The sequence below is a fragment of the Ancylomarina sp. genome (genome assembly GCF_041555295.1).
Classification (GTDB): domain Bacteria; phylum Bacteroidota; class Bacteroidia; order Bacteroidales; family Marinifilaceae; genus Ancylomarina.
In genome coordinates, this window is record NZ_JBFFKR010000006.1 from 1 (window position 1) to 22706 (window position 22706).

General features: G+C 36.1%; 18 protein-coding genes and 1 pseudogene. 3 read left to right on the forward strand and 16 right to left on the reverse strand.

The genetic code is table 11. The features are described from left to right. Positions 1 to 1063 (forward strand): annotated as a pseudogene (locus ABY905_RS01195) (translational GTPase TypA); the annotation flags it as partial. A gap of 97 nt (positions 1064 to 1160) precedes the next feature. On the opposite strand, the gene ABY905_RS01200 reads toward ABY905_RS01195, so the two are convergent. Further along, positions 1161 to 1562: a T9SS type A sorting domain-containing protein gene (locus ABY905_RS01200; RefSeq protein WP_372639584.1), complete on the reverse strand. Its 402-nt coding sequence runs from the start codon at positions 1560 to 1562 to the stop codon at positions 1161 to 1163. Positions 1563 to 1788: 226 nt separating this feature from the next. Here ABY905_RS01200 and radC point away from each other — a divergent pair, with 226 nt between their 5' ends. Continuing rightward, entirely contained in the window at positions 1789 to 2484 is a 696-nt protein-coding gene (gene radC, locus ABY905_RS01205; RefSeq protein WP_372639585.1) for a DNA repair protein RadC, read from the forward strand. A 10-nt stretch (positions 2485 to 2494) separates the two neighbouring features. On the opposite strand, the gene ABY905_RS01210 is transcribed toward radC, so the two are convergent. The 8 genes from ABY905_RS01210 to ABY905_RS01245 form a co-directional block, all read right to left on the reverse strand. Beyond that, positions 2495 to 3187 (reverse strand): OmpW family outer membrane protein, encoded by a 693-nt coding sequence (locus ABY905_RS01210; protein WP_372639586.1) that lies wholly within the window; start codon positions 3185 to 3187, stop codon positions 2495 to 2497. A gap of 93 nt (positions 3188 to 3280) precedes the next feature. Continuing rightward, positions 3281 to 4471, reverse strand: coding sequence for a glycine C-acetyltransferase (gene kbl, locus ABY905_RS01215; protein ID WP_372639587.1), 1191 nt, complete (start codon positions 4469 to 4471; stop codon positions 3281 to 3283). Between the two features lie 196 nt (positions 4472 to 4667). Next, on the reverse strand, positions 4668 to 5507 hold the full coding sequence (locus ABY905_RS01220) for an endonuclease I family protein (protein ID WP_372639588.1): 840 nt from the start codon (positions 5505 to 5507) through the stop codon (positions 4668 to 4670). 46 nt (positions 5508 to 5553) lie between these two features. After that, entirely contained in the window at positions 5554 to 6399 is an 846-nt protein-coding gene (locus ABY905_RS01225; protein ID WP_372639590.1) for an endonuclease I family protein, read from the reverse strand. A gap of 87 nt (positions 6400 to 6486) precedes the next feature. Further along, entirely contained in the window at positions 6487 to 8136 is a 1650-nt protein-coding gene (locus ABY905_RS01230) for a DUF5689 domain-containing protein (RefSeq protein WP_372639592.1), read from the reverse strand. 369 nt (positions 8137 to 8505) lie between these two features. After that, positions 8506 to 10464: a DUF5689 domain-containing protein gene (locus ABY905_RS01235; protein WP_372639594.1), complete on the reverse strand. Its 1959-nt coding sequence runs from the start codon at positions 10462 to 10464 to the stop codon at positions 8506 to 8508. An 80-nt stretch (positions 10465 to 10544) separates the two neighbouring features. Continuing rightward, positions 10545 to 11948, reverse strand: coding sequence for a DUF5689 domain-containing protein (locus tag ABY905_RS01240; protein ID WP_372639596.1), 1404 nt, complete (start codon positions 11946 to 11948; stop codon positions 10545 to 10547). Positions 11949 to 11974: 26 nt separating this feature from the next. After that, entirely contained in the window at positions 11975 to 14803 is a 2829-nt protein-coding gene (locus tag ABY905_RS01245) for a carboxypeptidase regulatory-like domain-containing protein (RefSeq protein WP_372639598.1), read from the reverse strand. A gap of 614 nt (positions 14804 to 15417) precedes the next feature. Between ABY905_RS01245 and ABY905_RS01250 the strand changes: the two genes are divergently transcribed. Continuing rightward, a complete protein-coding gene (locus ABY905_RS01250; protein WP_372639600.1) occupies positions 15418 to 16461 on the forward strand; it encodes an endonuclease/exonuclease/phosphatase family protein in 1044 nt (347 codons plus the stop codon). 117 nt (positions 16462 to 16578) lie between these two features. Here the strand turns inward: ABY905_RS01250 and frr are convergent, their stop codons facing one another. The 7 genes from frr to ABY905_RS01285 all read right to left on the reverse strand — a co-directional run bounded on the left by frr (position 16579) and on the right by ABY905_RS01285 (position 22501). Continuing rightward, positions 16579 to 17142 (reverse strand): ribosome recycling factor, encoded by a 564-nt coding sequence (gene frr / locus ABY905_RS01255; RefSeq protein WP_372639602.1) that lies wholly within the window; start codon positions 17140 to 17142, stop codon positions 16579 to 16581. 186 nt (positions 17143 to 17328) lie between these two features. Further along, complete coding sequence (gene pyrH, locus ABY905_RS01260) at positions 17329 to 18039, reverse strand: UMP kinase (protein ID WP_372639604.1); 711 nt, start codon at positions 18037 to 18039, stop codon at positions 17329 to 17331. 190 nt (positions 18040 to 18229) lie between these two features. Further along, the gene (gene tsf, locus ABY905_RS01265) at positions 18230 to 19054 is read right to left on the reverse strand and encodes a translation elongation factor Ts (RefSeq protein ID WP_372639606.1); all 825 of its coding nucleotides are present in this window, start codon (positions 19052 to 19054) and stop codon (positions 18230 to 18232) included. A 26-nt stretch (positions 19055 to 19080) separates the two neighbouring features. Then, entirely contained in the window at positions 19081 to 19938 is an 858-nt protein-coding gene (rpsB, locus tag ABY905_RS01270) for a 30S ribosomal protein S2 (RefSeq protein WP_372639608.1), read from the reverse strand. A gap of 113 nt (positions 19939 to 20051) precedes the next feature. Beyond that, positions 20052 to 20438 (reverse strand): 30S ribosomal protein S9, encoded by a 387-nt coding sequence (rpsI, locus tag ABY905_RS01275; RefSeq protein WP_372639611.1) that lies wholly within the window; start codon positions 20436 to 20438, stop codon positions 20052 to 20054. Positions 20439 to 20443: 5 nt separating this feature from the next. Further along, the gene (rplM, locus tag ABY905_RS01280) at positions 20444 to 20899 is read right to left on the reverse strand and encodes a 50S ribosomal protein L13 (protein WP_372639613.1); all 456 of its coding nucleotides are present in this window, start codon (positions 20897 to 20899) and stop codon (positions 20444 to 20446) included. 414 nt (positions 20900 to 21313) lie between these two features. Continuing rightward, positions 21314 to 22501: a hypothetical protein gene (locus ABY905_RS01285; RefSeq protein WP_372639615.1), complete on the reverse strand. Its 1188-nt coding sequence runs from the start codon at positions 22499 to 22501 to the stop codon at positions 21314 to 21316. Positions 22502 to 22706: the final 205 nt, after the last annotated feature.

Genomic DNA, 22706 nt, shown 5'->3' on the forward strand with positions numbered 1-22706 from the left:
AAAACAAAAAATTAAGGAACTTCACGTCTTTACCGGTCTTGGTAAAGAGAGAGTACAATCAGTAGCTTCAGGTGAAATTTGTGCACTAGTAGGTATCGATGGTTTTGATATTGGAGATTCAATTTGTGATGTAGAGAATCCGGAGCCTTTAAAGCCAATTGCTATTGATGAGCCAACAATGAGTATGTTATTTACCATTAATAATTCTCCTTTCTACGGACAAGATGGTAAATATGTAACTTCTCGTCACCTAATTGACCGATTGACTAAAGAGCTGGAAAAAAATCTTGCTCTTAGAGTTGAGCCAACTGAATCTGCAGATTCATATATCGTATTCGGACGTGGTGTGCTTCACTTGTCTGTATTGATCGAAACAATGCGTCGTGAAGGTTACGAGATTCAAGTTGGTCAACCACAAGTAATCATCAAAAATATTGATGGTGAAAAATGTGAGCCAATCGAGATTTTATATATCGACCTTCCGGAAGATGTTTCAGGGAAAGCGATTGAGATTGTAACTCAGCGTAAAGGTGAAATGTTGACTATGGAACGTAAGAATGAACGTATTCACCTTGAGTTCCAAATTCCATCACGTGGTATTATTGGTTTAAGAAATCAAATGTTGACTGCTACTGCTGGTGAAGCTGTAATTTCACATCGTTTCTTAGAATATATGCCACACAAAGGTGTTATTCCTGGACGTATTAATGGTTCATTAATCGCTATGGAAACAGGATTGACATTTGCTTATGCCTTGAACAAATTACAGGATAGAGGAACTTTCTTTGTTGCTCCTACTACTGAAATTTATGAAGGACAAGTAATTGGAGAAAACAACCGTGCTGGCGACTTAGTTATAAATGTTACTAAAACTAAGAAACTAACCAACATGAGAACTTCAGGTACTGATGAAAAGGTGAGACTGTCTCCTCCAATCATTCACTCTCTTGAAGAAGCGTTAGAATATATCCAACACGACGAGTATGTTGAGGTTACACCGAACAATATCCGTTTAAGAAAAATCCATCTTAAAGAAACAGACCGTAAAAGATCTGGAAAATAATAAGACTTTAAGTTTAGATATAAAAAGAGCCTTTGAGAAATCAAAGGCTCTTTTCTGTTTATATGGGGGTTTGACTATTATTAAACTAATAATCAATCTACTTCTTCACTAACTTACGAGCAACTCGCTTGCCATCATTCATATCAAAATTAATCAGGTACATACCTTTCGCCAAATGACTTAGATTAATATTTTTCTTAGGTGTTTTGATATCGATCAGAGTTTTTCCTGTTAAACTAATCACCCGAACACGAATCACATTTTCTTGATTTATAAGATTTACAATATCTTTTACAGGATTGGGATAAAAGCTCGGCTCTTTCTTTGTGATATCGTCCAACTGATCCGCAGGTGTACTTATAATATAAAACCCGTTAGTATTGTTATTATCGCAAAAAGGAGAATACACAAGAGTATCTGCTTTTACAAAGGGAATCGATGTGAAAAGCAGAGCAAACAATAAGAAGATATATTTTTTTACGAGTAAAAGTCTCAGCATATGTTTCTTTTTTGAATACAATTCAAACTGTCCAACAAAATAGCTAGTATATAGATATCTTTTGCAAGATAATAATTTAAAGCCGAGCATCTCTACAAAAATATTATTTCCCATTTTTTATTATTCGACCGATTTTCATAACGAGTTGGTAAATAGGATTATTTAATTTAAAAACATTAAATTTAGTAGCCTGTTTCTTCACATAACCCGTTAATTATATCCTGTAATGAGTGAATATAAAAGTCTTAGTATAAAAAATTGGGCCTTAGAAGATCGTCCTCGCGAGAAGATGATGTATAAAGGCTCAAAGAGCCTATCTACTGTCGAATTATTAGCTATTATCATTGGTAGTGGTAATCGGAATCAATCGGCTGTAGAAGTGGCTAAAATACTCTTGGCAGAGAATCAGAACGACCTAAACGAGCTTGCTAAGAAATCGATTCGAGATTTAATGAAAACACCAGGGATAGGTTCGGCTAAGGCCATTGGTATTATTGCTGCCCTAGAGTTGGGCAGCCGACAAAAATCATTTCCCTCCAAACAAAAACTGAAAATCACCAGTAGTATGGATGCCTACGAAAGACTACAACCCTATGTAGAGAACCTAAGCCATGAAGAATTCTGGGTCATATATCTCAACCGAGGAAATAAAATACTAGAAATTAAGAATGTATCATCGGGTGGTATTACAGGAACTGTATTCGATATGAGACTGGTTTTTAAGGATGCTATTCTACTTGAATCAACCAATATTATCTTATGTCACAATCATCCATCAGGTAATCTAACACCATCTGAAGCAGACAAGGATTTGACCACTAAAACAAAGGAAGCAGGAAAATTAATGAGTATCGAAGTGCTTGACCATCTCATTATTGCTGATCAAGGTTATTACAGCTTTGCAGATGAAGGGCTTTTATAATTATTAATTGCTAGAAGCGATAGTACAGACCCACAGTAAGTGAGGTAGAAGAAATCTTATCGAATCCCAAATATCTGTATTTTTGCGTATCAGAGAGTTCAATATCCTTATCAACAATGGGTTTCACCTTCTTTTTTTCAAGTTTCTCTTCAAAATTGGGGATATAGGTCAATTTCAAATTGACATCCACAGCCAGTTTCTTACTCAAGTTGTACATGAAACCAACATTTGGCATTAATCCAATTTTATTAGTCGATACTGTGTATTCAGATTTTATAGGCGTGTAGGTATTCGTTGGAGTCGATTCAACATGATTCCTGTAAAGAAAATAACCAAACCCTAACGAAGCGTAAGGTCTGAAATCTAAATCATAAGCCTGAATAAAATAGGTCGCTGTAAAGACAATAGGGATAATCTGGTAGTTGACATCATTCTTGACACGGGTATCACCTGCCCAGAGATCATCATTCTGACCAAAATTCATATAGCCTAGAGAAAGTCCCACAGCTAATTTCTGATTCAAGAGCATTTTAGCGTTTAAACTCAAATCAGTTCCAAGACTACTCTCATCGGCAAAATCGCCCATAGGTTTCACCACTCCCGCATTTAAACCAACAATAAACCGATCGTCTTTATTGTAATACTGGGCAGTAAGTGAACAGGAAAAAAATAGACCTATGAATGCAAGCAGTAAAGTTCTCATGGCTTTGTTATATAAAAGCTGTCAGGTTTAATAGGCGGGATTAAAATAAACCTGACAGGTTAATATATGACCTGTCAGGTTTTATAATAGAGCTTATTCAATCACTTTTAGTTCTTTACCCACTTTAATGAAAGCAGCTAAAGCTTTATCAAGATGCTCTTGAGTGTGAGCAGCCGATAGTTGAATTCTAATACGAGCTTTATCCTTAGGAACAACAGGGAAATAGAAGCCAATTACATAAATACCTTCTTCAAGTAATTTTGCCGCAAACTGCTGAGACAAAACTGCATCGTAAAGCATAAGTGCATTAATTGCAGATTCCGAAGGCTTCACATCGAAACCGGCTTCTCGAAGTTTTGCTGAAAAATACTGAGCATTACTCATCACCTTATCTCTTAAGTCGGTTGAAGCCGATAGCATATCGAATACAGCGATTGAAGCGCCTACGATAGCAGGAGATAGTGAATTTGAGAACAAATATGGACGAGAACGCTGACGTAACATATCAATTACCTCTTTTTTACCTGTAGTGAAACCACCTAATCCACCACCAAGTGCTTTTCCTAAAGTTGATGTGATGATATCAACACGGTCCATACAATTGTGATGTTCGTGAGTACCACGTCCTGTTTTACCAATAAATCCTGAAGCATGGCTATCGTCAACCATTACCAAAGCATTATACTTATCGGCTAGATCGCAAATTTCGTTTAGTTTAGCGATATCGCCATCCATAGAGAAAACACCATCAGTTACAATAATTCTGAAACGCTGAGCTTGAGAAACCTTCAATTGAGCTTCCAAATCAGCCATATCGGCATGTTTGAAACGGTAACGAGCAGATTTGCTCAAACGTACCCCATCGATAATCGAAGCATGGTTCAATTCATCAGAAATAATGGCATCTTCTTTTCCAAAAAGAGGTTCGAAAACCCCACCATTGGCATCGAAAGCTGCTGCGTAAAGAATGGTATCTTCAGTACCGAAGAATGTCGCAATCTTTTGCTCTAACTCTTTATGAATATCGGTAGTTCCGCAAATGAAACGCACCGATGACATACCGTAACCATGAGAATCAAGACCTTTTTTAGCGCCTTCGATTACTGCAGGATGAGATGATAATCCCAAATAGTTATTGGCACAAAAGTTTAAAACTTCGTCACCAGCATTCACCTTAATCTCAGCTCCCTGAGCCGAAGTGATGATTCTTTCATTTTTGTACAAGCCCGATTCTTTAATCGATTCGATCTCTTCAGCCAAAAATTCTTTGAATTTACCGTACATAAGTATTAGTTGTTTAGATATAATTGTTCAAATAAAAGATTACAAATTTATAATTTTATGCTTTAATATAATATTTAAATTCGAACCAAAATTACAATAAAAAATCAGCTCAGAATTAAATCCCGAGCTGATTTTAAACATTTTAATTAAGAATAAAAAAAAGCCCTGATGTCGGAAAAGACAATAGGGCCATATTTTACCAAATATATTCAACCAATTCTGGATGATCGATAAATGGATTTCGATTACCCTGAATCTCAAAAATAGTTTGATTACGTTTCTTCTCAAAGGCATCAACAGGATCTTGCTTGTGCCATTTGAACAGAGTAGTCAACTTGCCAATATAAGGCTGTGTATAGTCACCTGATATATAATCATTCAATTCCAAATCGGGGTTGCCATTTTCACCTTCGTATCGCACCGCCATATAAAACATCATACGAGCCACATCGCCTTTTACGGCATCGCGAGGCTCCCAAGTAGATGAAGTATAATAACAGCCCGTAGCTTCGCTGTGTTGGCTCCCTCCCTCACCAAAATACTTGGTTGAGCGTGCTGTATTCACGCTACGGTCGGCTGGTCGTAAATGATGAATATCGGTAGAAGCAGGCTTAGAAGTGTTTGGAGAACCCCCAAAACCGCGTGATTTGGCCCAAACATGCTCACGATTCCAAGCATCATTATCATTCTGTCCATGATCTTTATACGTCTTTGCTTGTGATCGACCTGTATAAAGTAAAATCACATTATTGGGATTATTAGGATCTTCATCGGTTTCGTCCAAAGCATCCCAAACATCAAAACTAGACGAAGTATAAGGTAGCACCTTATTACCGTCAATCAGATCATGAAGTTCTGATTTTAAATCATCAGAATTAACCCCATCAATCAATTTATAATACGAATTATAAGCTGATGGATTTTCAATTTCAATTGTTCCTGATTTATTGGATTTTGGTTCACCAGGTGCATCGTCAGATGTGGTACAAGAAAATACAAAAGTCGCAATTAAAAGGTATAGTAATATTCTGCGCATGCTTTGTCAGTATTAATTCATGGTGGTTATTGACAGATAAATATTTTTAATTATCTGCAACAAAAATATAATTGGCAAAATCTGGAAAATCGATAAAAGGATTTCGATTGCCCTGAATCGTATAAATGGTTTCGTTACGTTTTGTTTCGAAAGCATCAACAGGATCTAATTTATTCCACTCCAACAGGGTAGATAAAACCCCATGATCAGGAGACTTATCATCAACTGGGGCATTTGTCAATTCTAAATCCAATCCGCCTTCAGCTTCATAACGAACAGCCATATAAAACATCATACGAGCAATGTCACCTTTTACGGCGGCGCGAGGCTCCCACGAGTCGGAATCTGTTTTGCAATCCTTGGCTTCGCTATGAAAGTTTCCACCATTGTCGAACCACTTGTTCCCACGAGCCGAGTTTACTGTTTTATCAGCAGGACGTAGATGATGCAAATCGGTTCCTGCTCCACGTGAGGTTCCAAAATCACCTCTCGATTTAGCCCAAACATGCTCTCTATTCCAATAATCGTTTTGGTTGTTCTGCGCCTTACTGGCTTTAGGTATTGATGTACCCAAATAAAGCAAAATCACATTATCCGAATTATTAGGATCTTCGTCAGTTTGCTCCAAGGCACGCCACACATCCATATCCGAACTGTTGTCGGTATATTCAAGCTCGGTATGTCCCTTAATCAGATTGTGTAGAACCGTTTTCAAACCTGCCTGCCCGTATCCGGTTACCGACTTGTAATAGCCATTATGAGGCGTATTAAAATCAACTGGTTTAGTTTCATCGGGTATAGTTACCTCAGGTTTTGTTTCAATATCACTGTCGCTTTTGCTACATGAGAAGGCAAATGTTGCGATAAGAAGGAATAATAATATTTTGCGCATAAGTATATCAGTAAATGGTTAGTGATTTTCAGTTGTCAGATATCGGTTATCAAACTGACAACCGATAACGGATAAGCTATATCATCTTTAATTCTTCCAGGTGGCTGTTTTTTTATCGCCGAAAATGTATTTTACCAATTCTGGATGATCGATAAATGGATTACGGTTATTCTGAATGCCATAAATCACATTATTTCTTCTGATTTCGTATGGATCAACAGGATCCAATTCGTTCCACTTTAACAAATCGACCAATTTACCATGACGTTCAGCTTTTCCTTGTCCGCCTAATTCGTCAACTGTGAAACCATAACGAACGGCCATATAAAAGATTGAACGAGCCACATCGCCTTTAGCACTCAATGGGGGCTCGTAGAAAGATCCGTTCTTCGTTCTTGGTCCACTTACATTGGCAAAGTCTAAAGCAGCCCTATTCCCATTCTCACGAGCATCTGAAGCTCTTAGGTGATGGCCATCGGTTCCAGGTCCAGCAGAAGTTCCAAAATCGCCATGTGACTTAGCCCAAACGTGCTCTCGGTTCCAACCCGTACTACCACTAACATGAGCTGATTTAGAAATTCCCTGTTCCTTATAGATTTGCCATACTTGAGATGCATTATCAGGATTTTGATCTCCTGATTCACACATATCCCAAACATCAGTTGATGAACTTGTGTATGGTAGTTTTTTAGCTCCTGAAGAAATAATGCTTTGTATTTGGCTTTTTAATTGAGCGCCCGATAGTGTCGAAGCTGAAGTATAATAATTATCAGGAACACGAACCGACATCATATGTTGTCCTTCTGATACCTGGCTCACATAATCCTTAGGCGTATATTTGACGATGATTTTACCATTGGCATCCACGTCAGCGGTCAGGTAATTTGTATGATCTTCGCCAGTATTGTTATCTCCTCCGCTATCGCCACCACCAACACGTTCACCAGTTAAAACAACATCCGACAAGCTACGAATAACAAGTTCATAAGTACCATTAACTTTTGTAAGGATACCAACAACCGAACCATTGCCTGTAGGGATTTTAGTATCACCAAAATCAGCCGTTTTTCTGATATCTAAACTCAGAGTATTCTCATCCTTATCGATAAGCGTTCGTATAGCATCAGTAGCATCATCGCCAAAATTCTTTTCTAAATCGGCATCAATAAATTGCACGGCATTAACTTTGATTAATGATAAAATCATATCGTCATTGATATCCGAAATAGCTGTCAACTTTGATTCTACTGAAAGGATGTCATCAGCCTTAACAATAAAGTCGAAAATTGAATTTCTATCTATAGCTCTCAATATGGTATTGCCATTTTCTACCAGGGTTTTGGCGCCTAAAATATCTTTGCCTAAAGAGAGTCCCTTACATTTTACGAATACTTTTTGACCAATCTTTAAAGAACGTCCCAATTCTTCATCAGCCAATAATATCTCGATACCCGAAAAATCGGCATTTGCCTTTGTATCGTTAATCACTATACTTTCGTAGATATTTTTTTCGTAGTCGCTCGAAATCACCTTGCCTTCAATCACCAAATCTTGAGTAATCGAGAAAAAGTCCTCGCTCCCTAACAAATCTTTAAGATCAGAAATTGTAGTATTCGACACCAGCTCAACAGGTACAATTGGTGTTGGATCAATTGGCTCTTTGTTGCTATCGCTATCCGAGTCGCAGGCATTCAAAAAGATGGATAGAAAAAATAATAGATAAAGTGCTTTTTTCATAGGGTTATAATTCTAAGTTTTATTCCCGATTTATCGGGAGAAGTCGCCAAATCAGCATCTTCCTGTGTGGAAAACTCTATACATGGCTCGTTTCATTTTATAAGTATCAAAATCCCAGAATATGGGATGAGTAATTGGTATCCAGATAAATATCGGGACACTAGAAAATTCATTCAGTAAATTTCAATAGAGTTGAGAGTAGCATACTGAACAGTACACTCTTGCTTATAAAATGGTGAAACAAAAATAGATAAAATCACCTGATTTTCAAGGAATCTCTAAGCTAATTGATTGTTAAAAAAACAGCAGAAACAAAAAAAGCATCCCCTAAGGGATGCTTTTTAAAATATTTTAAAGAATTAACTTCAATTAGTTCATGGTATGAGAACCCAAATTTGTTGCATATTCTTTATCATTAACTTCCCACTCAGCTGTATCCCAAGTTGCAGTAGGTCCAGTTACAGTAGCTTTTCTTACAAGAGTATGATCAGCAGTTGCAGTCGTGATATCACCAATTGCCCAGGCAGATCCAGGATCAACACCTTCAACACCAAATACATCAATAATAGTTTCACCTTTTATCAAAGCAATAGCATCATCACCATTAAAATAAGTAGCAGTTGTAAATTCTACAGAAGCTGTTTTTCCTTCTGGCAAAGTTAAAGCTGCACTAGAATTAGCTATTAGGAATGTTCCGCCGTTAGGAAGAGTTCCAGCAAGGACAATAGCTGTTTTCTCAGCAAAAGTCGATCCATTTGAAGCTACTTTAATAGAATAACCAGCAAGATCTACATCAGCACCAGTTCCATTATAGATTTCTAAGTACTTATTATTTGATCCTCCTTCAAGGTATTCCGAAATAAATAAGTCAGTTGCAGCGCTACCAGTGTAAGTTCCTGCATTGATCCCAGCAGTTCCTTCGCCTTCTCCTTCTCCTTCACCGCCTTCAGTTGTACCTTCGCCACGAATACCAATACTAGACCAGTAATCCTTATCTTTCACAATCCACTCATCAGTAGCTGTTGTCCAATCAGGATTTCCTGCTGTTACTGCTTCTTTACGAATGATAGTATGATCTGTAGCAGCTTCTGCAACACCGGCAACAGTCCATTTTTCTTGAGTTCCCTGAACACCGATTACGTCACATAAACTCCAACCTGCATCAACTTTCTTGAACAAACCTACTGCATCGTCACCATTAAAGTGAACTGGAGATGGGTAAGATAAAGTCAAGTTTGCTTTTGCGATAACTGAAGCATCTAATTGATCAGTAGCAATTACATACATTGCCTTATCAGCAAGAGTTCCTGTCAATTCAAGAACATCACCCCACTCACCACCATTAGGTGCAGTACGAACAGTGTAGTTAGCTAAATCAATATCAGCACCTGTTGCATTGTAAATCTCTAGATATTTATTGTTTGAAGAACCTTCTGCATACTCAGAGAAATAAACTTTTTCTCCAGTAGTTGCATCTGGCTCACCAGCTACAGCAAAACGCTCACCTGTCATAACAACTTCGTTAATGTCACGAATATATAACTGGTAATCGTTATTGTACTTACTAATAATAGCAGTTATAGAACCTTTACCTTGAGCAACAGCTGTTTCAGCAAAAGCAGCATACTGTGATGATCTAACAATGATAGATTCTTCACCTTCATTAACTAAAGTTCTGTTAGCAGCACTATAAATAGTACCGTCAGATTTCATATCGATACCATAGTTTTTAGTAAGATCTGCATCTACAAACTGAACAGCATCAATTGTAACTAAAGTATTCAAAAGCGCATCTGTTATTTCTGAAATAGCTATAGCCTTAGGAGTAACATCAGCACCACCTTCAGCTTTTACTAGAATACCTTTCAAATCTTCATTAGAAATAAGACCTACAGTATAATCAGCATCTGCACCCTTACCAATAATAATAGCACCATGAGATATCCCAATATGAAGTCCTTTAGCTTTTACAATCACTTTTTGACCAATTGTAAATTCCTTATAAAAGCTATCACCTTCATCAGCTTTATTAACACTCATTACAACACCGAATTCACCATTCTGGATGATTAACTTGCGGTAAAAGTTACTTGATTCTGTATCATTAGAAATAACAATACCATCAAAAATAAAATCTTCAGTAATTTCAACAGCAGAAGCATTCGCCAAAGCTTGAAGCTCAGCCATTGTTTTGTTCACTACAGGCAATTCTGGAGTAGGATCAACAGGATCTGGATCAATCGGTGAATCATTATCACTGCTACATGAAGTCATAGAAACAGAAAGTCCCATGATCAAAGCAAAAAATAAGTAATGTAATTTTCTCATTTTACAGTTCTTTGTTAGTTAGTAAATAGTTATAAAAATAAATAAGCAAGCCATTGAAATGACTTGCTTATGTAATAATTCTATTTTTTAAAAACACGAATATTGTCAACTAAATATCCTGTTGTTTTAGTTGTTGTTCCATTGTATTTAATAGCAATATGAATCTTACCTAGTAATGGTAACTCAACATCTTCAGAGTTGACAAAATTATATGCTTTGGTATCTTTTACTGCTTTGTTTGAAACACCAAGAGTTTTCCATGTCGCAGCTTCAACATTGCTGCCATCAAAATCTTCAGAATATAAAATCTCAATTGGAGACTCATCATCGTGTGCCCAATGATGCTGAGCAGTAGATAATGCAAAATATTTCTGAGTAGATGCATCAATCTGAGGAGTCACCAACCACGAAATCATTTCTGCATCACCTGTATTGTAATTAGAACAACTCGCATAGATATTTTCTGAAAATTTATCTTTCTGAACAAACCAAGTATGAGATCCCTTCTCGTCGTAATTTAACCAATCCGTTTTTTCAAAATTCACGCTTTGAGCATGACTTGTGAAATCTAACTTAAAATCGTACTCATAACCTGCACCTATCATTTCCACATCGCTCATTCGATTAATAACAAACTGAGCTGCTCCATTGTGATAGCTTAATACACCAGAAACATTAAAAAATCCTTCGGGTATAATCTCGTGTGCAAACTTTGAATAGTTAGATGTAAACAGAGGAAGGTTTCTTCCATTTGAGTCAACCATATTTACAGTTGTTTTAAATGGGAAAGCGGGATTATGTAGATCGCCTATAACTCCCCAAGTTTCACCAGGACTACTAAAACTTACATTTTCGAAAGTTATTAATGTAAATTTATAATCATTACTTCCATCAACTTCGGCTATGGTTCGTATTGCAGCGTTTATCTCTACAGGATATTTGTCTTTAAAAATATGAAAATCGATAGATGGCGTTGGAATAGGTGATAATCTATACTCCTTCATTTTATCCTGATCTCTATATTTATAAAAAACATAAGATCCGCCTAATTGGACTTCGTTTCCATATTTACCAAGAGTCAAGCCCTTGCATTTTACAAATATCTTTTGTCCTTGAGCGTAACTTGTAAACAATGATGACTCTCCTACTGAAATATTGATTCCTTGTGAATTTCCTTCAAGATCACCTTGAATCACAATATTTTTATAGAAATTCCCCTCTTTATCGTCAGAGATCACATAACCAGAAATGTAAACATCCTCTTCAACAGTTAGAAATTCGTCTGCTTTAAGATATTTCCCAGTCGAAGGAATAGTATTTGTATAAATAGCCTTAAGCTCATCAATTGAGATCAAGTTTGCATCTGCAGGCATCTCAAATGCAGGTTCTACTAGTGTTGGGTCTGCATAATCGTCATCAATACAACTATTCAAAAACAGCAAACCAAATAGTGCTACGATTATAGATAATGATATATTTTTCATCTTTAATTTCTTTTTATATCAACCGATTAAAATCTAAAACTCATGTTTAAGAAGAAATTTCTTCCGTAAGCATAATATAATTTAGGAGGGAATTGAGAAATATCGTATTCACTCTCATACTTACTATCTGTCTTAATTCTTGACTGCTCATAACCACCAGTAATGAAATCAGTGTTGTTAAGAACATTTGAAACAGATAAATTAATATTTATATAGTATTTGTAGTCGATTCTCCACGATTTACCAATATTAAGATCTAAAGTAAATTGATCATCTAATTTTGATTGACTTGTTACTTTATTTAATAGGCCTGTAAATAAATCCGAAGATTCAATATCATCTGAATAATCAGTAACATCTTTGTAACGATCAAAAGCCGCTTTTGTTCTACGTAAAGGGTTATAACTTAAATACATTTCACGGTAGTAGTTCGCATTAACACCAACCCACCAGTAATTGTCACTAGAGTATTTTAAACCGACAGTGTAAGCTTGCTGAGGATACCCTGTTTCTTTAAAATCGGTTACATAAACAGGCACTGCATCTTGTACAGGTTGGTCTTCATTATCCGCAATCATGGTTAGCAATGGACGAGAATCATATTTGTGCTCACCTACTGCAATGGCCCCAATTAATGATAATTCATCTAATAGTTTGTAGTCAAAGCCAATTTCAATACCCATATGTGTTTTATCAACACCTGATTGAATAGAGTTCACAAAAGTTCTTGATTCATCATGATAAAAACCCATGGTTTTAATCTGATCTTGGAACTTTGTGTAATAAGCGTTAGCTTTTAATTTAAAGTTTGGAGAACGATAAGAATAACCTAAATCAACAGTCATAATTTTCTCATCAGTATTCTGTCCTTTATCCTTAAGGGAAGTGTGACGAGTACGAGGTGATAAAAACACATTACGGAAAGTAGGTGCTTTAGTCATATAACCTGCATTTGCAGAGAAATAATTCTTACCATCCTTCTTGTAAGTTACACCAGCCTTTACGCCATAGTTGAAATAATATAATTTCTCACTTTCACCATAAGAGTTGTCCTTAAACAAACCTTTTCTAACCTTAGAGTCTCTCCACATGGCTGTTTGAGTCAAACCCAAAGAAGCATAGTAATCAAATTTGTCGTAAGAGAAATTAGCCTGAGCAAATCCTGAAATCTTATCTACATGAGCATCATAGTCGTGTCCATAAACATCGCCTTCTTTTAGCTTTTGAGCTTCACCATGTTCTTCAAAATAATCGTAATCATTTTGGACTCTATCAACACGCTCCTGGTTAGACAAGATCATTGCAGGGTCTTGTCTTGTCGCAAATTTATCGATGTTCCAGATAAAATCTGTACCCATCAAATCATCAACAAGCGTATAAGTGTGAGCTTTGTACGAATTGTAGTTAGCACCACCCACCAACTGAATGTTTTTATTCAATTCGTGTTTAACATTAACATCAGCAATAATCTGCTCAACATCTCGTCTACGATCTTCTATCATATAACGAGCATGCTTGCCATGATTTGTACCGTCAGCATCTATATAATCAGGATTATTATATAGATTTTTTTCATACATCTTATCCCAATTCAACTGTGAATTAGCCTTAAAATGATTTGATATTTCAGGATTATTCGCGTTAGCTGGATAAATAGCCAGATTACGATAATAATCAGGACGAGGATCAGCAGCATCAATCCAGTTCAAGGCAGTACGACCACTTTCACCATTCATGTATGCTAAGCTGGTTGTAATTTTGGTTTTTGAATTCAACTCCCAGTAATGCTTTAGTATTGCAACTGGTGTATGAGATTTTTGCATTTTGGCATTTCTCTTTTTGCCATCTTGCCATCCCCAGTTAGGATTGTAGTAGTTTGAACCAACTATATCGTAAGCAGCTTGTACTGATGCACCAGAACCACCTCTTGTACTTGGTGCTCCCATTACAGTTAAACCAATACTATGCTTTTCGTTAATTTTCTTCAAAGCTGAAAGGAAATAGCCATAAGCATCATACGAAGTACCTTTGATATAACCTTCCTCAGACCATCTTTTAGAAACAGAACCCGTTAATGCCCAACCATTTTCCATCATACCCGTAGAATGGGTAATCATAGTACGGTTACGGTATGAACGATTCGATCGTGAATAAACGATTTTAGTCCCTTTACGATAAGTATCTGCTCTAGAAATAATGTTTGTATTACCTCCAAAAAGGCCAAATCCATTGTTAGTAGGAGCTAATCCATCACTTACTTCCTGATTACGAGTGACGTCATTCAATCCTCCCCATAAAAACCAGTAGGCTCTTCCGTTCTCCATATTATTCATTGGAATTCCATTGAAAAACACACCTGATTCTTCAGATCCATATCCACGACGACGAAAACGAGCCGAGCTAAAAGTATAAGCAGCAGCTGAATTGAATGGATCTTTTGAAGAACTCAAAATACCTGAAACAGCCATATCACCTAAGTCTGCATCAATAACGTCATCAGTGATAGACATTACATCAAGTTCATCTAGTGATGGTAAAAATTTATTAATTTCCAGAACTAAAGTTCCAACAGAAGTATTTTTGCCTTCAACAACATCAATCGTTTCGGTCAAACTGATGAAACCTTCTTGATTTAATTCGATTAGATGTTTACCTGCAGGAATATCAACAATTGAAAATTGACCATCAGCATCTGTATACACCATATTACTTGTACCTAGAACCTGAACTTGAACACGTTCAAGAAATTGTCCATCCTTAGCACTTTTCACTTTTCCACTCACGGAACCAGTTTGGGCCTGCAAGGTAAAAGACATCAGAGCTCCTAGCATTAGGAACAGAAAAACCTTCTTCATAAGAATTATTAAAGTTTGATATAAATAGTCAGTGATAGTAGTTGGTCAATCGTGTCCATGTTTCCCCCGAAACACAATCGATTGCAAATACAATGACAGTTGAAATTTTACCTTAAATAAGATTGTGGAGTATAGTACCCTTTATAAACACGAATTCACATCTATTGTGAAGGTGCATGGATACTTGTATACTATACTTTTAATTGTATAGCCCGCTCAGGAATCGAACGGTATAAAATGGTGTTTAAGACTGGCAAAATTAACATTTTTTTTCATATTGCATGATAGTCTTTAAAAAAATACATCAATCTTTAACAAGAAGAATTTCAGCGAAATAATATAGATATTCTAAAAAATCGATAGCAAAGCCAAAAGAATTAGGCTGTTCACGAAATTTGTTTTAATTTCGCCTCTGAAAACAATCATTTATAGAGAAACATGCATAATATAATTCGATCCCCCCGAATTATTAAATTGTTTCCTATCCACTCCAATCGAAGAAAATCAAACTCAAATTATAATATTGAAGATAAGTTGTGATACTACAGATCTCGTTAGGATTCAAGTATAACAAAGCAATTTTTAATAAAGATTACAATAGAAAAAATAAACATATGAAGAATTTTAAATTCAAACAGCTTGGCTTATTAGTTCTTTTAGCAAGTTTCCTTTTAAATGTAAATGGAGTATCTGCACAGAAAAAAGAAAAAGAGATTTCCTGTATCGGTTTCTACAATCTTGAAAATTTATTCGATACCATTGATGATCCGGAAAAAATAGACGAAGAATATACGCCTAATGGAAAGAATCAGTGGACGGAAAGTAAATACAAAGCCAAGCTCTTTAATATGGCTCATGTTATTTCTTTAATTGGAAAAGAAGGCTCTAAAGATGGTTTTTCCTTACTTGGTGTTTCTGAAATTGAAAATCGTAAAGTTCTAGAAGACTTGGTTGCAGAACCTGCCCTTGTGAGTCGAAATCTTCAAATTGTACACTATAGCTCTCCTGACAAGCGTGGTATTGATGTTGGATTACTATATAATCCAAAGCGTTTTGAATTAATCGAATCTAAAAGCTTCAGATTAAATACACTTAGAAACGATGGTGACACACTATTTACCAGAGATCAGTTGTTGGTTACAGGGCTTCTTGACAATGAGAAAGTTCACGTCATTGTAAATCACTGGCCATCGAGAAGTAGTGGTGAAAAATTAAGTCGCCCATCGCGTAATGCAGCAGGTAAACTAAGTCGCTCAATTTGTGATTCTCTTAGTCAAGCTGATCCTGCAGCAAAAATTCTTGTAATGGGTGATTTAAACGATGACCCTTTCAATGAATCTGTAAAAAAATGCATGAACACTAAGGCTAAAATTTCTAAAATGGGAAGTGAAAATTTCTACAACCCATGGGAAAATATTTTAGCTAAAGGCTTCGGAACACTAGCTTACCGTGATACATGGAACCTATTCGATCAGATTTTACTATCTAATCCTTTAGTTGACAAAAAAACAAACGGATACAAATTCTTGACATGTAATATATTCAAAAAGAAATTCATGGTGCAGCAAGAAGGACGCTACAAAGGATATCCTAAAAGGCGTGAAGGTGGCTATTCTGATCACTTCCCAGTATATGTTTACTTGGTACGTAATAAATAACCTGCAACGTTGTTAAAACCGCCTAAGTTGGCGGTTTTTTTGCTTGAAAAACAATAAAACAAAAAGGCTACTTCAAATCATTTTGAAGTAGCCTTTAATATATGGTAAAACGGTCTATTAGATAGTCATGATATCTTTCTCTTTAACAATCATTAAGTCGTCTATTTTCTTAACAAAAGCATCAGTTAGTTTCTGAACCTCCACTTCAGCATCTTTTTCGAGATCTTCAGACAAACCATCTTTAACTAATTTCTTTAGCTCAACAATCGTATCACGACGTGCATTACGAATACTAACCTTAGCGTTTTCACACTCAGCCTTAGCCTGTTTTGCCAAATCGTTACGACGCTCTTCAGTTAAAGCAGGGATATTAATGCGGATTACCTCACCATTATTATCTGGATTAAAGCCTAAATTAGAATTCATAATTGCCTTTTCGATAGGTACAATCATAGCTCTTTCCCATGGCTGTACTGCAAGGGTTCTTGGATCTGGTACACTTACGTTAGCAACCTGACTCAATGGAACCATGCTTCCATAATAATCTACCATTACACCAGACAACATGGCGACATTAGCTTTTCCAGCGCGGATTTTCACTAATCCCGATTCAAGATGCGCAATTGCAGCATCCATCTTTTCCTTTGCATCTTCAAGATACATTTGAACTTCTTCATTCATAGGAGAAAGAGTTTATTCCAAATCCCAACAAATGTCGGGACGGATTGTTTTTATATAATTTCATTTCTTATGTCAGCCTAGATGGCCCAACACAAAAATAGTAAAAATTTCTTTACACACTTATTTCACATTTCAGAAGAACTCTATTTAATGTCGAGCTCATTGTTTAAAAAGGGCAAACAATAACTATGCGTGCACTAGAGTTCCAATATTCTCACCCATAATCACCTTTAATAGATTCCCTTTTGTGTCCATATCAAAAACAACAATTGAAAGATTGTTTTCTTTACACATCGTAGTTGCGGTCAAATCCATTACACGAAGGTTTTTTTGGTAGATTTCATCAAAACTGATCTTATCATACTTCGTTGCAGTTGGATCTTTTTCAGGATCTGCAGTATAAACACCATCAACACGTGTTCCTTTCAACATCACATCAGCTTCAATCTCAATTCCTCGTAGAGATGAACCTGTATCTGTCGTAAAATATGGATTTCCTGTCCCTGCAGAGAATATTGTGACATATCCCTCAGAAAGATAGTCAACAGCCTTTTGCTTTGAATAGAACTCACCTATTGGCTCCATTCTAATAGCAGTAAGTACTCTCGATTTACAATCCATAGCCTCAAGAGCAGAATTTAAAGCCAAACTGTTGATAACAGTTGCCAACATACCCATTGAATCGCCCTTTACTCGATCAAAACCTTTAGAAGCTCCACTTAAGCCACGAAAAATATTACCGCCTCCAATCACAATACCAACTTGCACCCCTTGGGCTACAATTTCTTTTATCTGTTCTGCATAGTCATTTAATCTTTGAGAATCGATACCGTATTGTTGATCTCCCATTAGCGACTCACCGCTAAGTTTTAGTAGGACACGTTTGTATTGTAACATTTGAGATAAAGTATTTTAGTAGATATGATATATATGAACCGATAACAATCGGACATATCAGATAAATAAAGTAAAGCTCAAGATAAGCATTTATAGCTTAATGCCTATACTTTAGAGAGATCTGAAAAAATATAAGTCCAAAAAAAAGAGTTCCTAAAAGGAACTCTTTTTATATGTAATAATAATTGTATTAAGCATTCAAAGAGTAACGCATCATAGCAGTAGCAGTTAAATCTTTATCTGCAGAAGCTAAGTATTGCTTAACGCTCATCTTACCGTCTTTTACAAAGTCTTGGTTTAATAAAGTAGATTCTTTGAAGAATTTAGCTAAACGACCTTGTGCAATTTTATCTAGCATTTGCTCAGGCTTACCTTCAAGGCGAGCCTTTTCCTTAGCAATATCTAGTTCTTTAGCAACAACATCTTCAGATACACCATCCTTATCAATAGCAACTGGAGCCATAGCTGCTGCTTGCATAGCAACATCACGTCCCATTTGTGCATCAATTGCTTGGTTGAAACCAATTAGCGTAGCTAACTTGTTACCAGCATGGATATATGCAACTGCAGCTTCTGCTTCAATTTTACCAAAGTAGCTTAAATCGATTTTTTCACCAATTATGCCAGTTTGTTCTGAAACATGCTCTTCAATTTTTCTTCCTTCTAAATCTAAAGCTTTCAAAGCTTCAAGATCAGCTGGATTGTTTGCGATAGCGATGTCAAGGATTTTACCTGCGAATGCAACAAAGCTTTCGTTCTTAGCAACGAAATCAGTTTCACAATTCAAGGTAATCATTGCACCAAGTTTTCCGTTTTCAGAAACTTTTGCTAAAACAACACCTTCAGAAGCTTCTCTGTCAGCACGCTTATTAGCAATAGCCATTCCTTTTTTACGGATTATCTCAACAGCTTTGTCAAAGTCACCTTCGGCTTCAACAAGAGCATTTTTACAATCCATCATTCCTGCGCCCATTGCTTTACGCAATTTGGCTACATCTGCTGCTTTAATAGACATCTTAATAGAAATTTATCAGTTAATAATTACTCCTTTTCTCCTTTTTTCTCTTCTGTAGCTGGTGCTACTGGAGTTTCTGGAGCAACCTCTGCTTTAGGAGCTTCTACTTTAGGGGCTACCACTTTAGGAGCCTCTGTTTTAGGAGCTTTTTTTGCTTTAGCTGTTTTCTTATCAGCATCTTCTTTTTCTTTCTCGTTCTTTCTTTCAGATAAACCTTCCTGGATTGCACCAGTTATTTTATCAAGAATGATAGATACAGAGTTAGCAGCATCATCATTAGCAGGAATAACAAATTCCACACCTTCTGGGCTTGAATTTGTATCTACCATAGCAAATACAGGAATACCCAAACGGTTTGCTTCTTTAACAGCAATATATTCTTTCATTACATCAACTACAAACAAAGCTGCTGGCAATCTGGTCAGATCAACAATGCTACCTAAGTTTTTCTCCATCTTAGCTCTCTGACGAGATACTTGTAGTCTTTCTCTTTTAGAAAGGTGGTTTAAAGTACCATCAGCTTCCATTTTGTCAATAGTTGACATCTTTTTAACTGCCTTTCTGATAGTAGGGAAGTTAGTCAACATACCACCTGGCCAACGCTCAGTTACATATGGCATGTTTACGTTGCTTACTTTTTCAGATACAATACCTTTAGCTTGTTTCTTAGTCGCAACGAATAAGATTTTTCTACCCGATTTTGCAATTTGTTTCAATGCTGCAGCAGCATCGTCTACTTTAACGGCAGTTTTATGTAAGTCGATAATGTGAATACCGTTACGCTCCATAAAAATATAAGGAGCCATTCTTGGATTCCATTTTCTAGTCAAGTGACCAAAGTGGCAACCTGCTTCTAATAATTCATCAAATGTAGTACTAGACATTTTGTTTTCTTTTAATTTGTTTACATTCGTTTTATGGCAATTGCTAGGTAGTTCTATAGTTTACAACTAATAGAAGTCTTAACAATTTAGATACTAAACCTGCCACAAAAATATTAACGCTTGCTAAATTGAAATTTCTTACGAGCTTTTGGTTGACCTGGTTTCTTACGTTCAACCTCACGAGGGTCACGTGTCATGAATCCAGCTGTTCTCAAAGCAGGTTTAGCCTCAGCGTCGATTTTTACTAGAGCTCTAGCGATAGCCAAACGAAGTGCGCCTGCTTGTCCTGTTACTCCTCCTCCATCAAGGTTAACCTTGATATCATACTTATCAGCAACCTCTAAAAGATTAAGTGGCTGTAATACAACATACTGAAGAGTCCCGGTAGTAAAGTACTCTTTAAGCTCTTTTTTGTTGATGGTAATCTGACCTTTACCTTCGCTAACATAGATACGAGCAACTGCCGATTTTCTACGTCCAATAGCATTAATAACTTCCATACCTATTATTTAATAGTGTTTAAATCCAATTTCTTAGGCTGCTGAGCCTCATGCTTGTGCTCTGAACCTGCATATACGTTAAGGTTTCTGAAAAGTTGACTACCTAAACGGTTTTTAGGAAGCATACCTTTAACAGCCATCTCAATCACTCTCTCAGGGTGCTTTGCAAGAACCATCTCTGGGTTTGCAAAACGCTGTCCGCCTGGGTATCCAGTGTAACGCACGTACTGCTTATCAGACATTTTCTTACCTGTCAAACGGATTTTCTCAGCATTGAGAATAATCACGTTATCTCCACAATCAACATGAGGAGTGTAACTTGGCTTTAATTTACCTCTTAGTATCAATGCTACTTTAGAAGCAAGACGTCCCAATACTTCGTTCTCTGCATCAATAACAAACCATTCTTTAACAACGGTAGCTTTATTGGCAGAAACTGTTTTGTAACTTAATGTATCCACTTTATAAAATTTTAATAATTTATACTTCAATTCAATTTGGCCTGCAAAAGTAACTGTTCCCAGTACATACACCAATTCTTCAACGACTTATTTATGAATAACTTAAACCCTGTGTGGATAATCGGGGCAATATTGGATCGTTAAGTTATTCCCACAAATCAAATTCGTGTACCTTAATGAAACTGATTGAAATACTTGCTAAGGGTAGTAAAACCAGCATCTTAAGATGAAAAAACAGGGCTTTTATTAGCCATATCGCATAAATGCTCTGCAAAAGTATAAAATTTATTTGGGATAGAAACTTTATTTTTCTAATTATTTTATCCTGACAGAGTTGAGGAATTAAAACTCTGCATGAATAAGGCCGTTTAGAAGAGTAATCCTAATAAATAAAGTTTATAAAAATGTGGTATATTATTTCCAGTCAAGCTTTTTCAAGAAAAACTCACCATTAATCTTAACGAATAAAGATGTCGCATAGGAGAAATCATGACTCGAACTCATATCAATGTATGTATCCACTTGTCCACCCAATATGATTCCTTTTGCAATAGATTTTTGAATTCGATATTTAGCCGTTACAATCTCACGTCGCTTTTGGATATAATTATTATCGATAACTGACATAGATTGAAAAAAGGCAGAGCCTCTTGAGGAGTTAAACTTATCCCCAATCCAGTAACCTAGCTTGAGACTAGAATGTTTTGTTTCTGCTCCAATACGAAAATCAAATCCCTTCCCCTTGCCATAAGCAAATTCTTTGATTGAGGAATTATCCCTAAAAAGGAAAACAAATGCTTCAATATTAATTTTTTTAAAAAACGAATTATCAAAAGCTTTACTATATGTCAAACCTGTTCCGAAGTGACCTATTGTTTGCTTAAAAGAGTCTGAGGAGTCAATTTCTCCTCCCCTATGTGTAAACAAAACTTGCAATGGTATAGTTAAAGAATGACTCGACTCAAGATTGATTAATCGAAGGCCTGCAGTCAATCCAAAAGTGAAGACTTCTTGAAAGGGATCATTTTGAAAGATAAACTGCTCCCAATTTATCCAAGTATCAAAATCCAAACGCTCAGACTTAAACAAAGCCTGAAGACCATTTTCGGCTCTATCTGCAAAAAATCTTTCTGGTTCGAAAAGAGCCTCATGTAAGTAATGATTATTATCTTGATTTAGGGTCCCCAGAATTAACGAGAGGCTACTACTGGCCTGATAATGAACTGAGAATACAGGCTCAGAATTTGGATATTCAGCAAGACCAGAATACTTTTGTAAACGAATACCCGCCTCAATTCTTAGGTCATCTGCCGGATAATAAACTATTTTGGGAGTGGCAACGTATCCAATGTAAGTAGCTCCTTTTACAAACTCACCTTTATACTCATCATTCTTTGCGAAATTTAAATTTTCAAATCTAAAAAATAATTTTTCCTTCGCGTCAGCTTTAAATTTTCCATAATGACAAAAAAAGGGATTAGTCTGTTGAGCCTGTAAAGAGAGATTCAAAAAGCCTAGTAAAAACAGTATGGTATAGAAAAATCTCTTTTGAAGCATAATTATAATCGGTTTGGTACGAGCAATATAAAAAAAGATATCCATGCTTTTAAGAAATTTTAACATTCCGTTAAGAAGGAGAAACTCTTTATTTCTCAATGTTTACCAATAGACTTAGAACTAAAGCTTAACAAAGCCTAAGAAAATGATTTTAGATCATACAATTATTAATTATGAACACTAAAAGGTTAGATTTAGATGAAACAAGAGTACATAATTTAATGAAATTATCGATTAGATACAAAAAATC

Excerpts from the sequence above, each read along its gene's own strand:
- ABY905_RS01200 (WP_372639584.1), bottom strand. The coding sequence starts at position 1,562 with ATGCTGAGACTTTTACTCGTAAAAAAATATATCTTCTTATTGTTTGCT.
- radC (WP_372639585.1), top strand. The coding sequence starts at position 1,789 with ATGAGTGAATATAAAAGTCTTAGTATAAAAAATTGGGCCTTAGAAGAT.
- ABY905_RS01210 (WP_372639586.1), bottom strand. The coding sequence starts at position 3,187 with ATGAGAACTTTACTGCTTGCATTCATAGGTCTATTTTTTTCCTGTTCA.
- kbl (WP_372639587.1), bottom strand. The coding sequence starts at position 4,471 with ATGTACGGTAAATTCAAAGAATTTTTGGCTGAAGAGATCGAATCGATT.
- ABY905_RS01220 (WP_372639588.1), bottom strand. The coding sequence starts at position 5,507 with ATGCGCAGAATATTACTATACCTTTTAATTGCGACTTTTGTATTTTCT.
- ABY905_RS01225 (WP_372639590.1), bottom strand. The coding sequence starts at position 6,399 with ATGCGCAAAATATTATTATTCCTTCTTATCGCAACATTTGCCTTCTCA.
- ABY905_RS01230 (WP_372639592.1), bottom strand. The coding sequence starts at position 8,136 with ATGAAAAAAGCACTTTATCTATTATTTTTTCTATCCATCTTTTTGAAT.
- ABY905_RS01235 (WP_372639594.1), bottom strand. The coding sequence starts at position 10,464 with ATGAGAAAATTACATTACTTATTTTTTGCTTTGATCATGGGACTTTCT.
- ABY905_RS01240 (WP_372639596.1), bottom strand. The coding sequence starts at position 11,948 with ATGAAAAATATATCATTATCTATAATCGTAGCACTATTTGGTTTGCTG.
- ABY905_RS01245 (WP_372639598.1), bottom strand. The coding sequence starts at position 14,803 with ATGAAGAAGGTTTTTCTGTTCCTAATGCTAGGAGCTCTGATGTCTTTT.
- ABY905_RS01250 (WP_372639600.1), top strand. The coding sequence starts at position 15,418 with ATGAAGAATTTTAAATTCAAACAGCTTGGCTTATTAGTTCTTTTAGCA.
- frr (WP_372639602.1), bottom strand. The coding sequence starts at position 17,142 with ATGAATGAAGAAGTTCAAATGTATCTTGAAGATGCAAAGGAAAAGATG.
- pyrH (WP_372639604.1), bottom strand. The coding sequence starts at position 18,039 with ATGTTACAATACAAACGTGTCCTACTAAAACTTAGCGGTGAGTCGCTA.
- tsf (WP_372639606.1), bottom strand. The coding sequence starts at position 19,054 with ATGTCTATTAAAGCAGCAGATGTAGCCAAATTGCGTAAAGCAATGGGC.
- rpsB (WP_372639608.1), bottom strand. The coding sequence starts at position 19,938 with ATGTCTAGTACTACATTTGATGAATTATTAGAAGCAGGTTGCCACTTT.
- rpsI (WP_372639611.1), bottom strand. The coding sequence starts at position 20,438 with ATGGAAGTTATTAATGCTATTGGACGTAGAAAATCGGCAGTTGCTCGT.
- ABY905_RS01285 (WP_372639615.1), bottom strand. The coding sequence starts at position 22,501 with ATGGATATCTTTTTTTATATTGCTCGTACCAAACCGATTATAATTATG.